The 11814-nt window shown below is 58.7% G+C and carries 12 protein-coding genes; 2 read left to right on the plus strand and 10 right to left on the minus strand.

Translation table 11 applies throughout. The annotated features are described in order from the left end of the window. Positions 1-5: 5 nt before the first annotated feature. The 4 genes from KCG45_RS06680 to KCG45_RS06695 form a co-directional block, all read right to left on the minus strand. The gene (locus KCG45_RS06680; protein ID WP_218316268.1) at positions 6-281 is read right to left on the minus strand and encodes a hypothetical protein; all 276 of its coding nucleotides are present in this window, start codon (positions 279-281) and stop codon (positions 6-8) included. Further along, positions 271-1683 carry a type II and III secretion system protein family protein gene (locus KCG45_RS06685; protein WP_218316269.1) on the minus strand — a complete coding sequence of 471 codons (1413 nt, stop codon included), beginning with the start codon at positions 1681-1683 and terminating at the stop codon, positions 271-273. Before KCG45_RS06685 ends, KCG45_RS06680 begins: the two co-directional genes overlap by 11 nt. A gap of 4 nt (positions 1684-1687) precedes the next feature. Then, positions 1688-2590, minus strand: coding sequence for a Flp pilus assembly protein CpaB (gene cpaB, locus KCG45_RS06690; protein WP_218316270.1), 903 nt, complete (start codon positions 2588-2590; stop codon positions 1688-1690). 77 nt (positions 2591-2667) lie between these two features. Then, positions 2668-2889 carry a Flp family type IVb pilin gene (locus KCG45_RS06695; RefSeq protein WP_218316271.1) on the minus strand — a complete coding sequence of 74 codons (222 nt, stop codon included), beginning with the start codon at positions 2887-2889 and terminating at the stop codon, positions 2668-2670. A gap of 423 nt (positions 2890-3312) precedes the next feature. Between KCG45_RS06695 and KCG45_RS06700 the strand changes: the two genes are divergently transcribed. Next, complete coding sequence (locus tag KCG45_RS06700; RefSeq protein ID WP_218316272.1) at positions 3313-4125, plus strand: DUF2569 family protein; 813 nt, start codon at positions 3313-3315, stop codon at positions 4123-4125. An 87-nt stretch (positions 4126-4212) separates the two neighbouring features. Here the strand turns inward: KCG45_RS06700 and rplL are convergent, their stop codons facing one another. The 6 genes from rplL to KCG45_RS06730 form a co-directional block, all read right to left on the minus strand. Beyond that, positions 4213-4587: a 50S ribosomal protein L7/L12 gene (gene rplL / locus KCG45_RS06705; RefSeq protein WP_218316273.1), complete on the minus strand. Its 375-nt coding sequence runs from the start codon at positions 4585-4587 to the stop codon at positions 4213-4215. Positions 4588-4681: 94 nt separating this feature from the next. Continuing rightward, complete coding sequence (rplJ, locus tag KCG45_RS06710; protein WP_218316274.1) at positions 4682-5197, minus strand: 50S ribosomal protein L10; 516 nt, start codon at positions 5195-5197, stop codon at positions 4682-4684. Between the two features lie 274 nt (positions 5198-5471). Continuing rightward, positions 5472-6119: a DUF4386 family protein gene (locus tag KCG45_RS06715; RefSeq protein ID WP_218316275.1), complete on the minus strand. Its 648-nt coding sequence runs from the start codon at positions 6117-6119 to the stop codon at positions 5472-5474. After that, positions 6116-6349, minus strand: a complete 234-nt coding sequence (locus KCG45_RS06720; protein ID WP_218316276.1) for a helix-turn-helix domain-containing protein — start codon at positions 6347-6349, stop codon at positions 6116-6118. Before KCG45_RS06720 ends, KCG45_RS06715 begins: the two co-directional genes overlap by 4 nt. After that, a complete protein-coding gene (locus KCG45_RS06725; RefSeq protein WP_218316277.1) occupies positions 6349-6900 on the minus strand; it encodes a DUF2975 domain-containing protein in 552 nt (183 codons plus the stop codon). Before KCG45_RS06725 ends, KCG45_RS06720 begins: the two co-directional genes overlap by 1 nt. A gap of 25 nt (positions 6901-6925) precedes the next feature. Further along, complete coding sequence (locus KCG45_RS06730; protein WP_218316278.1) at positions 6926-7066, minus strand: hypothetical protein; 141 nt, start codon at positions 7064-7066, stop codon at positions 6926-6928. A 527-nt stretch (positions 7067-7593) separates the two neighbouring features. On the opposite strand from KCG45_RS06730, the gene rpoB reads away from it, so the two are divergent. Further along, positions 7594-11799 (plus strand): DNA-directed RNA polymerase subunit beta, encoded by a 4206-nt coding sequence (rpoB, locus tag KCG45_RS06735; RefSeq protein ID WP_218316279.1) that lies wholly within the window; start codon positions 7594-7596, stop codon positions 11797-11799. Positions 11800-11814: the final 15 nt, after the last annotated feature.

Below are 11814 nucleotides of genomic sequence, written 5' to 3' on the forward strand. Positions count from 1 at the left end.
ATCGCTTAGTTTTGCGGTCCGCTCGTCGTGGTAACCCGCTCCGGCTGTTTGACGTTGCCTTCGCGGTAGCGCTTGGCCGCTTCGCCGGCTTGCGCGCCGCTGCCTTCGAGCTCTTCGTCATATTGCGGATCGGGATTGACGATCATCGCGGCATAGGTCTGCCGGTTGGCTTCGCCGAAGTCCTCCGGATCGATCGCTCCGGCACCGACGCTGTTATACGTGGCGCAGCCTGCAAGCAGCGGTGATACCGCAAACGCGGTGAGCATTGCCTTAGAGTTCATAGTCCGACCCTCCCCGGTCGCTTGGTGCCGGGGCGTTGCTGGGCGGCAAGTCTCTCGGCTGATAATCGTCTCCGTTCAGCAGCGTTTCGACCACGTCGGGGTCCTCGATCCGATCGGTGGGCAGACGGACCTGGTCAGGCCGGATCGGCTTGACCAGTCGCGGCGTCACGATGATCAGCAGCTCGGTTTCGCCCTTCTGATAGCGAGTGGAGCGGAACAGCGAGCCGATGATCGGCAGCGAACCCAGAATCGGCAGCTGGCTGATGTTTGTTTCGAAATCGGTGCTGAGCAGTCCGGCGAGCGCGAAACTTTCGCCATCGCGGAGCTCGATCGTTGTGCTCGCCCGGCGCGTCTGCAGCCCGGGAATGGTGATCCCGTTCAGCGTAAGCGAAGCGGAGGAATCGATGGAGCTGACTTCGGGTTCGACGACCAGGTTAATGACATTGTCGCCAAGAACGGTCGGTGTGAAGCCAAGGCTCACGCCGAATGGTTTGAACTCGACCGTAATCGCATTGCTGGCGCCCCCGCCAAGCCCGCCGCCGCCCTGAACGACAGGTACGGGAAATTCGCCGCCGGCAAGGAAGGATGCGCGTTCACCTGTGAGGGCAACAAGCGTTGGTTCAGCCAGCGTTTTCGACAGACCTTTGCTTTCCAGAGTGTCGAGGAATGCTTCGACGTTGATGTCGCCGATGTTGAAAAGAGCCTGAAAAATGCCGAAGCTCTCCGTGACAGCACCGATGCCGAGCTGCGTGCCGCCGGTCACTCCAGGTGTGGCGCTCGCGCCACCTCCGATAGCTCCGAGGAAATCGCCATCGTTATCGCTGAGGAAACCGCCCGCACCGAGTTCTTCGCCAACCGTGCGGCTAACCTCGGCGAAGCGAACTTCGAGCATGACCTGCTGGCTTCCGCCAACCGTGATCAGATTGATCACCTTTTCGCCTGCGAATGCTTCTGCGATCCGCGAAGCTCTCGCCGCCGCACCAGCATCGGAAACCATGCCGGAAAGCACGACCGAACCGTTGGAAAGGCCGACATCGATGCTCTGGCCCGGGATCAACGCTTCAATCTGCTTGCGGATGCCGACCGAATCCGGACCGACGGAAATATCCATCACCGCGATTACGGTGTTGCTGCGGTCGTAAAGCGTGAGGCTGGTGGTCCCCATCGTCTTGCCGAGGACATAAACCGAACTCTCCGAAATCGGCAGCACATCGGCGATTTCGGAATTGCCGATCATCGCCTTTTCGATAGGAACGTCGCTGGTGACGACCTGACTCTTATTGATTGCAACTTCGAGCTCACCGGCATGGAGGCCGTAGGCTGATTGCTGCGCCGCGACTGGTGCCGCGGCCAATGTTGTCGACAGCGCTAATGCTAGCGCAATGGTGCTCTTACGAAGCATCGGACTATCTCCCCCCCGCACGGTCGACGGGGTAGTCTTCACCCTCGGTCCCGCGGATAATCGTCATGGTTGGCCCGCGCGGCCTTGCCGGTGCAGCCGCTGCACGCGGTGCGCTTGGCGTGAACTGAGCCTGGGCAATCGGACCGCTGCCCTCGTTGCGCGCAGGAATGTAAAGATTGCGTCCGCCGAGATCGCGTGCCGTGACAGTCAGCGCCGCCTGTGCAGCATCGTTTTCGACATTGCGAAGCGCCAGGCTGAGAGTGCCGAGGCGCGTCGCCAGAGCAAGCTTTTGAGCCTGAAAGAGATCGACCTGGAGAGTAGCGGTCTTGCCTACAGTCGGCTCGGTCGCATTCTCGCTCGCGATCTGGTTGATACCAAGCAGCGGTACCCGCTCCATGATGACATCGGTCATCAGGTCGGATGCATCCGCACCCGGCCCTGGAATCTGCCGGGTCAGGATCACGTCCACAACATCGCCGGGACGCGCGAAGCCAGCAACGCCTGTCACTTCGGTGACCGCGACGGATACCGCTCGCATGCCTTCGGGCAGGTTGGCGGAAAGAACGGCGCGGCCGCCGCTACCGCTTACCTTGCTGGCGAGCACTGGTTCGCCGGGAACAATCGGACGCAGCGCAACACGGCCGCCATCCAGAGTACCTTCGATTGTGCGAAAGGCGCCCTGGGGCACCGAACTGGCCGGGAAATTCTGGAGACGGATATTTTCCGCCGTAAGGGGAGATCCGAATTCGAGCGGCTGCGTTGCCACCACGATCCGGGAAAGCTGCTGCTCTTGCGCGATCGCTTCCTGCCGTTCTTCGACGCCCGTAAAATAAGCGTTGGCCAGGATCACTGCAAAAATGCCGATTGCTACCGCAATGGCGAGCACAATTAGGTTACGTCTGTTCACTGCTGCCCCCCCGAACAGTTCAGGTACTTCAAATGTCTTCGGGGCCGCCGGAAACGGCGACCCCGAAGCTCAAATATTTAGCAAGTCGTGCCGTTGGTGTACGCGCCAGCTGCAGGAGCGGTCGCGGTGTTGCACGAGTTCACTTCGGTGGCAGCATCGCCGATTGCGTCTTCGACGTTCGCGCCGAGAGCGAGGGCGGCAGCGCCAACACCAACGCCGACGACGGCGATGATCAGAGCGTATTCAGCAGCCGATGCGCCGGATTCGTCAGCGATGAAGTTTTTCAGGAAAGATTTCATGGTAGTACCCCTGTTACACGATCCACATATTCAGTCTGGACCAACTTACGATTTGCAGGCCGCCGGCATCTAATTCCGGTCAACCTTTTTGATGTCCGATCGGGGTGATCGTTAATGGACTTGCGCGACCTTGTTTGTTTTTTTGCCACACAAGCGCGCGGCCCATTTACGCAAGTCCCTCTCGGCACATCCAAATAATCCGCATTAAGCCCCACACGGTCAATCGGAATTTGCTAACGGAAAATTAACCGGTCTTTTCAGGTTCTTGGGCCGCGATTTCGTGAATGCAAATAGTTAACGGTGTGGCATCACGGTCAAAGTGCTAGGCAAAATTGCCACACCGCTTCCGAATCGCTTGGGCCGCCTTCGCTTGCTGCGTCGATGCGTTCCCGCTACTCCTCGCTTCATGCGATACAGCGCTTCATGAAGCGGTTGGCAGCTCGACTTCGCCGCGCCCTGCGGGACTATGGCAACAGCTTGTTCGCGCGCACCATCCCGATTGCGCAATTTCTCGAAACCAGGATGATCCGCATGGCGCTCATCTGGCTATGTTGCACGATCCCGCTGGCGCTCTGGAAATTCTCTAATACGCCGAGCGTGATCCACGATCTGGGCGATGCGATGCCCATCGTGGTAGGGTACACGCTTGTGATCCTGGCACCCTGCGCGGGGTACTGGATTGCGCGCGGAGCCTTCCTCGGCGAACGTTCGCTTTCGCAGCCAACCACCCGCTTTGCGATATTCGGACGGTGGCGGCGGCTTGAGCGGGGAAGCGCCGAAATCAATCCTGCCTTCGGCATTGTAGGATTCATGGTCTCACTGCTGATTGGCCTGCTGCTGAACGTAGTCATGCGCACCGGCGAGTATTTCGTCGCAGTGCCCGCGATGAGCGCGCATGCACCTGAGTGGGGACGGACGATGTTCCTGATGATGACAGCGGAAGTCGTCATCACCAGCTTCTTCTACATGGTGTGTTTCGTCATGGCGCTCCGGAAAATTCCGCTCTTTCCGCGCATGCTGCTCTTCGCATGGAGCGTCGATATCCTGATGCAGCTTCACATCGCCAATCAGCTTGCGGAAGTGGGCGGGCTGCCTGCGTCAGTGGCGGAGCCGCTGACAGACCTGCTCAACGGGAATGTGACCAAGGTGCTGATCAGCGCAGCGGTATGGCTGCCCTACCTCCTCCTTTCCGAGCGAGTGAATGTGACCTACCGGCACCGCACTGCCGCCGATTGATTCATCCTGCCGCCATGCGCGAACGCAAAAAGGGCGGCACCATGTCTGGCACCGCCCTTTTCCTGATCGGTAAGAACCGAAAGAAGCTTATTTGAGCTCGACGGTACCGCCAGCTGCTTCGATCTTGCCTTTGATCTCTTCGGCTTCTGCCTTGTTGACGCCTTCCTTGAGCGGCTTCGGCGCGCCTTCGACGAGACCCTTGGCTTCGGTGAGGCCGAGACCGGTGATCGCACGGACTTCTTTGATCACCTGAATCTTCTTGCCGCCGTCGCCGGTAAGGATGACGTCGAATTCGTCCTTTTCTTCAGCAGCAGCTTCACCGCCGCCAGCAGCAGGGCCAGCAACAGCGACAGCCGCAGCAGCGCTCACGCCCCACTCTTCTTCAAGAGCGGTGGCCAGTTCAGCCGCCTCGAGGACGGTCAGCTTCGAAAGTTCTTCAACAAGCTTGGCAATATCAGCCATGATGTTCACTCCAATTCAAACGGGGTGGCCTGACAAGGTCACACCCCAAACACATGTAAAATCGCGTTTGCGAAATCGTCTCTTCGTAAAGCTCTTATGCAGCGTCCTTGGCGGCATATGCGCCAAACACACGGGCAAGCTTGTTCGCAGGTGCATTCATCAACTGGGCAACCTTCGTTGCCGGAGCGTTGACCAACCCTACGAGCTTGCCGCGCAGCTCATCGAGGCTCGGCATCGAGGCAAGCGCCCTGACCCCGGCTTCGTCGAGCACCTGCGTGCCCATCGATCCACCGACGATTTCCAGCTTGTCGTTCGACTTTGCGAATTCGACAGCAGCCTTGGCGGCTGCGACAGGGTCTTCAGACCATGCCAGCGCGGTCGGACCGGTGAGATATTCATCGATCCCGACATAATCGGTGTCTTTCAGGGCGAGCTTGGCGAGACGGTTCTTCGCAACCTTGTAGGATGCACCAGCTTCACGCATCTTCGAGCGCAATTCAGTGGACTGATCCACCGTCAGGCCGAGATTGCGGGTGACAACCACCACGCCCACCTCGTTGAAGACTGCATTGAGCTGAGCAACCGCGTCGGCTTTTTGCGAACGATCCATGCCTTACTCCTTCACTAATGGCCGCCCGGGATTGCGCCCAAACGACCGGCTCACGTTTTGCCCTGCCGCTAACCGACAAGGCAAAGTCCATTCGACAAGGGAAGGAGGGTGAACCCTAAGGCTCGGTTGCAGGCCGTGAAGACCTGCGAGAAATCTCGTTTCCCCGCCTAGGCTGCAAATTAAGAACGGCATATTCCGTTCAGCAACTGTCTCGGACGGATGACCACCGGAGTGGTCGGAGCGGGCATTTATCGTGCACGCCCCGAAAGTCAAGTTAGATCGTCTTGGAGGGAGCGCGCAGCAGCACCACGCCGATCCAGCTGAACCATAGGATCTGGCCTAGTCCAAATATGTCGACGAGATCGCCGAAATCCGGAATAACAGTCGCGCATCCGACGGCACCAAAAAACATTCCGGTCCATGCCAGAGCGCGCGGAACAATGCCGGAGCGCATGGTCATCCAACTGACCAGTGCCATCCAAATGCCACCAACCAGTTCGATCCCGCCGCCGAGCGCATCCTGAATGGTAGCGACGGCCGCCCATGTGCTCTGCGCCATATCGGGAGCATCATCTGCGAGCGAAACGACGGCCTGCATACCGCTCAGCCCGACGAATCCACTAGCGAAAAGCAATGCGGCCCATATTCCGCCGAATATCGCTGCGACTTCGCCCCACCCGCTGTCCGGCACTGCACGGCGCAGAGCGACAACCAGGATACAAAGAGCGGATGCTGCCAGGGGGTAAAGGACAATGAGGGCCAGTGACATCATTGCGTGTTGATCGATCACAAAAGCGATGTCCCCAGCGCCCCTTTCATATCCTGTCCGGTCGATCACGCCCAGAAACATGGCGAAACCGAAAATGTAGGAGGCGGCAATCGCCAGTGCGGAAGCGCCGCCCCATTTCGACAATGAACTCATGCGTCGTCACTTTCGAAGCGTAGCAAATCGCCCGGCTGGCACCCCAACTCGCGGCAGATCGCGGCGAGGGTGGAGAACCGGATCGCCTTGGCCTTGCCGGTCTTGAGGATCGAAAGGTTGGCGAGAGTGAGGCCGACGCGTTCCGCGAGTTCCGTAAGCGTCATGCGGCGTTCGTGCAGCAGGTCGTCGAGTTTGACCATGATCGTTGCTCCTTCATCATCAGCTGGCATCAGACGGTCCCTTCAAGATCTTCACGCATCGCTGCGCCAATTTTGAACACTCGGGCAAGGATGAACAGCGTGACGACCATGAGAATGGCGGTCAGGTCGAAATCGAAACCGAAGTCGGCGGTGACATCGGCCTCTTCGAATTGGTTTGCCCACTCAGCAACGAGCAGTCCTAGACCTGCGGCCGGAATCATCAGCGCTTGTACTGCAAGCAATAGCCAGGCCATGACGTTCAGGCGCGATGCGTTTTCCGGGACGAAGGGATCGCGCTCTCCGACGGTTCCTATGATCGCGCGCAATTTCCCGAAAAACAGGAACGTCAGAGTGACGATCGCTATTATGAGCAGGAACACCCCGACAAGCGGCATCGCGGGGAGGGAGGTGATGATTTCCGCATGCTCCTCAGCTATCTCTGCGTTTATCTCGTCCTGAAATAGCAAAACGACCGGGATCATGATGGTGAGCACCGCACCGGCGAGGGCCATCAGTCCTTGCATTATGAGAGTCAGGACCTTGCCTGCGAGCAGAAGCGGGTCGTTAAATTCGGCTTTCATGGTTGTTCCCCTTGCTTGTCAAAGTTCAGGCGAGCTCGATCACCACCGGAAAATCCGGCGAGACATGCGCCTGTGCAGGCGGGACGGTGATGACCGTGCCGATCGAGCTGAGCGTCAGAAAAATCGCGGCGAAAGCTGCGAGCGAGTGAGTGAAAGTGCGTGACATATCGATCTCCTATAAGCGTAATATCGTTTTTCGATAATTTCGATCTACGGGTGATTCGTTTTATTGTCAATCAATAATATTGAAAAACGATATGCTAGATATCGTTTCTCGGGGATGCTCTGCCCGCTGCAGTGGACGGCTGCGCGCTGACAGTCGCCGATGCGATGCTCCTTGCGTTGTCTGGCTTTTCCTGCCGAGTGAGTGCAGAGGCGGGGTGCACGCAGGAGGAAATAATTCCGCAACACGCATCACGCTCTTTACAAATCCAACAGGCTTCTTAAGTAGCCCTCACACGCCAGCCTCGAGACAGTCCGGTTCATGCGCGGGAACCGGTTCCAGAATAGAAGCGGCGTTAGCCATATCGCGACGAATAGATCAGCTGCACCCCAGCGGCCCGGAAGGGTTCGCTCCGAGGCGTGCGGCTCTTTTGCGTCGTTTATGGGTCCGGCTTCGCGTGACGTGAACACAATTTCCAGGCGAGGGGGCCTTCTTCCCGCTCGCATCATATCAAGAGGCGAATCACCTCCATGGCGACCAAGGCGAAAGCTCCAGCAACCTCGAACAAGCTCCGTAGCCGTAAGGCAGAGGGCACGGCGAAAAAGCGCATCCGCAAGATTTTCGGCGACATTCACGAAGTAATCGACATGCCGAACCTGATTGAGGTTCAGCGCGAAAGCTACGAACAGTTCCTCCGATCCGACCCATCAATCGACTATGTCTCAGGCCTCGAAAAGACGCTGCGCAGCGTTTTCCCGATCCGCGATTTTGCTGGAACCGCCGAGCTCGATTTCGTCAATTACGAGCTTGAGCCGCCAAAATACGACACGACCGAATGCCGCCAGCGCGGCATCACCTATGCGGCACCGATGAAGGTAACGCTGCGCCTGATCGTGTTCGAAGTCGACCAGGAAACCGAAACCCGCTCCGTCCTCGATATCAAGGAGCAGGACGTTTACATGGGCGACATGCCGCTCATGACGGACAACGGCACCTTCATCATCAACGGTACAGAGCGTGTGATCGTGTCGCAGATGCACCGTTCGCCCGGTGTGCTGTTCGACCATGATCGCGGCAAGACGCACTCTTCCGGCAAGTTGCTGTTCGCCGCACGCGTAATCCCGTATCGTGGCAGCTGGCTCGATTTTGAATTCGACGCCAAGGACATCGTCAATGTTCGTATCGACCGCAAGCGGAAGCTGCCGGTCACCGCGCTGCTGTATGCGCTAGGCCTCGATAGCGAAGCGATCCTGCATCACTTCTACGACACGGTCGTCTGGGAACGTGCCAAAGACGGCTGGAAAATTCCGTTCGTCGCCGAAGCATGGCGCGGTCAAAAACCGGCCTTTGCGCTGGTCGATGCCAAGACCGGCGAAGAAGTGTTCGCAGCCAATCAGAAGATCAGCCCGCGCGCCGCGAACAAGGCGGCAAAAGACGGCCTCACCGAACTGCTGCTGCCGACCGAAGAAATCGTCAGCCGCTATGCTGCGCGTGATATGATCGACGAAAGCACCGGCCGCATCTATGTTGAGGCGGGCGACGAGCTGACCCTCGAGCATATCGAGGCGCTCGACAATGCCGGTATCGACAGCATCGAGTTGCTTGATATCGACGAGATCAACACCGGTCCGTGGATCCGCAACACGCTGAAGGTCGACAAGGCCGAGAACCGCGATGAAGGCCTAGAGGCTATCTACAAGGTGATGCGTCCGGGCGAACCGCCGACCAAGGAAACCGCCGAGGCGCTCTTCGAAGGCCTGTTCTTCGACGGTGAGCGCTATGACCTTTCGGCTGTCGGGCGCGTAAAGCTCAACATGCGTCTCGAGCTCGATGCCGAAGACACCGTGACCACTTTGCGCAAGGAAGATATCCTCGCCGTGGTCAAGGAACTTGTCGGGCTCAAGGACGGCAAGGGCGACGTCGACGACATCGACAACCTCGGCAACCGCCGTGTTCGTTCGGTAGGCGAGCTGCTGGAAAACCAGTACCGCGTCGGCCTGCTGCGCATGGAGCGCGCCGTGAAAGAGCGCATGAGCAGCGTCGATGTTTCGACCGTCATGCCGAACGATCTGATCAACGCGAAACCGGCTGTGGCCGCAGTACGTGAATTCTTCGGCTCCTCGCAGCTGTCGCAGTTCATGGACCAGACCAACCCTCTTTCCGAGGTCACCCACAAACGCCGCGTCTCAGCGCTTGGCCCAGGTGGCCTAACCCGTGAGCGTGCAGGCTTCGAAGTCCGCGACGTTCATCCGACCCACTATGGCCGTATCTGCCCGATTGAAACGCCGGAAGGCCCGAACATCGGCCTGATCAACTCGCTGGCATCCTTCAGCCGGGTCAACAAATACGGCTTTATCGAAACGCCTTATCGCAAGGTTGAAGGCAACAGTGTCACCGGCGATGTGATCTACCTTTCCGCAATGGAAGAGCAGAAGCACACCGTTGCGCAGGCCTCCGCCGAGCTCAATCCTGACGGCACCTTTGTCGAGGAACTGATCTCCGCACGTCAGGCTGGCGACAACCTGATGGCTCCGAGCGAAACTGTCACGTTGATGGACGTTTCGCCGAAACAGCTCGTGTCGGTCGCAGCCTCGCTCATCCCATTCCTCGAAAACGATGACGCCAACCGCGCGCTCATGGGCTCGAACATGCAACGCCAGGCAGTGCCGCTTGTGAAGGCAGAGGCACCGTGGGTTGGCACCGGTATGGAAGAAACTGTTGCGCGCGATTCGGGCGCTGCGATTGCTGCCAAGCGCGGTGGTATCGTCGATCAGGTCGACGCCACTCGCATCGTGATCCGCGCGATCGGCGATGTCGAAGAGGGCCGGTCGGGCGTCGACATCTACACGCTGCAGAAATTCCAGCGTTCCAACCAGAACACCTGCATCAATCAGCGTCCGCTGGTGAAGGTGGGCGAGACGATCGAGGCAGGCGACATCATCGCCGACGGTCCCTCGACCGATCTGGGTGAACTGGCGCTGGGCAAGAACAGCCTCGTCGCCTTCATGCCGTGGAATGGCTACAACTACGAAGACTCGATCCTGATCAGCGAACGCATCGTGAAAGACGACGTGTTCACCTCGATCCATATCGACGAGTTCGAAGTGATGGCTCGCGATACCAAGCTTGGCCCCGAGGACATCACCCGCGACATTCCGAATGTCGGCGAGGAAGCTCTGCGCAACCTCGACGAAGCGGGCATCGTCTATATCGGTGCCGAGGTGCACCCGGGCGATATCCTGGTCGGCAAGATCACGCCAAAGGGCGAAAGCCCGATGACGCCGGAAGAAAAGCTTCTGCGCGCCATCTTCGGTGAGAAAGCGTCCGATGTGCGTGATACGTCGCTGCGTCTACCGCCGGGTGTTGCCGGTACCATCGTCGAAGTTCGTGTCTTCAACCGCCACGGTATCGAGATCGATGACCGTACGCGTGCTATCCAGAACGAAGAGATCGAACGTCTTGGCAAGGATGCTGCGGACGAACGCGCCATTCTGAACCGTGCCACTTACAACCGTTTGAAGGACATGCTGATCGGTCAGACCGCGTCAGCTGCTCCGAAGGGTGTGAAGAAGGGCACCGAGATCACTGAGGAAGTCCTCGACGAAGTCGAACGTCACGAATGGTTCAAGTTCGCTGTCGCCGAAGATGGACGCCAGGCGCAGATCGAAGCGATCAAGGCGCAGTATGACGAAGCCGTCGCTGGGATCGATGCCAAGTTCGAGGACCGTAAGGAAAAGCTCGAACGCGGTGACGAACTGGCGCCGGGCGTGCTCAAGATGGTCAAGGTCTTCGTCGCCGTGAAGCGCAAGCTTCAGCCGGGCGACAAGATGGCAGGACGCCACGGGAACAAGGGTGTGATTTCGCGCATCCTGCCGGTCGAGGACATGCCGTTCCTCGAAGATGGCACTGCGGTAGATCTCGTGCTGAACCCTCTGGGTGTGCCTTCGCGTATGAATGTCGGTCAGATCTTCGAAACCCATCTCGGTTTCGCGGCTCGCGCGCTCGGCATGGACATCGCCGAAAAACTCGGAGAGTGGAAAGCGGCCAATCCGAACGCTGCTGAAGACTACGCCGATGCGAAACCGCCCGAAGCGGTCGTGGAACGCCTGAAAGACGTTTATGGCGAGCAGTATTTCGAAGATCTCGAAAGCCGTTCGGCCCCGCAGATCGTCGAACTTGCACAGAACCTATCGGCAGGTGTCCCAATGGGTACGCCAGTGTTCGACGGTGCGCGTGAGCCGGACGTATCGGACATGCTGGTCAAAGCCGGTATCGACAGTTCGGGCCAGTCGGTCCTGTTCGATGGTCGCACCGGCGAGGCATTCGACCGCAAGGTGACAGTGGGCATCATCTACATGCTCAAGCTGCACCACCTGGTCGATGACAAGATCCACGCTCGCTCGATCGGTCCGTACTCGCTCGTCACCCAGCAGCCGCTGGGCGGTAAGGCGCAGTTCGGCGGACAGCGCTTCGGTGAGATGGAGGTCTGGGCACTGCAGGCATATGGCGCTGCCTATACCCTGCAGGAAATGCTCACCGTCAAATCGGATGACGTGGTGGGCCGGACCAAGGTCTACGAAGCCATCGTCAAGGGCGATGACACCTTCGAGGCGGGCATTCCGGAGAGCTTCAACGTGCTCGTCAAGGAAATGCGCTCGCTGGGCATGAACGTCGAACTGAAATCGCTGTCCGACGGCGAAGAGGGCGACGACGAATGGCCGGAGGCGGCTGAATAAGGTGAGGGGCGAAAC

This window comes from Erythrobacter ani, assembly GCF_019204025.1.
GTDB classification, from domain to species: Bacteria; Pseudomonadota; Alphaproteobacteria; order Sphingomonadales; family Sphingomonadaceae; genus Erythrobacter; species Erythrobacter ani.

Coding starts and splice junctions, on each gene's coding strand:
- KCG45_RS06680 (WP_218316268.1), bottom strand. CDS start 281: ATGAACTCTAAGGCAATGCTCACCGCGTTTGCGGTATCACCGCTGCTT.
- KCG45_RS06685 (WP_218316269.1), bottom strand. CDS start 1,683: ATGCTTCGTAAGAGCACCATTGCGCTAGCATTAGCGCTGTCGACAACA.
- KCG45_RS06695 (WP_218316271.1), bottom strand. CDS start 2,889: ATGAAATCTTTCCTGAAAAACTTCATCGCTGACGAATCCGGCGCATCG.
- KCG45_RS06700 (WP_218316272.1), top strand. CDS start 3,313: ATGAAGCGGTTGGCAGCTCGACTTCGCCGCGCCCTGCGGGACTATGGC.
- rplL (WP_218316273.1), bottom strand. CDS start 4,587: ATGGCTGATATTGCCAAGCTTGTTGAAGAACTTTCGAAGCTGACCGTC.
- rplJ (WP_218316274.1), bottom strand. CDS start 5,197: ATGGATCGTTCGCAAAAAGCCGACGCGGTTGCTCAGCTCAATGCAGTC.
- KCG45_RS06715 (WP_218316275.1), bottom strand. CDS start 6,119: ATGAGTTCATTGTCGAAATGGGGCGGCGCTTCCGCACTGGCGATTGCC.
- KCG45_RS06720 (WP_218316276.1), bottom strand. CDS start 6,349: ATGCCAGCTGATGATGAAGGAGCAACGATCATGGTCAAACTCGACGAC.
- KCG45_RS06725 (WP_218316277.1), bottom strand. CDS start 6,900: ATGAAAGCCGAATTTAACGACCCGCTTCTGCTCGCAGGCAAGGTCCTG.
- KCG45_RS06730 (WP_218316278.1), bottom strand. CDS start 7,066: ATGTCACGCACTTTCACTCACTCGCTCGCAGCTTTCGCCGCGATTTTT.
- rpoB (WP_218316279.1), top strand. CDS start 7,594: ATGGCGACCAAGGCGAAAGCTCCAGCAACCTCGAACAAGCTCCGTAGC.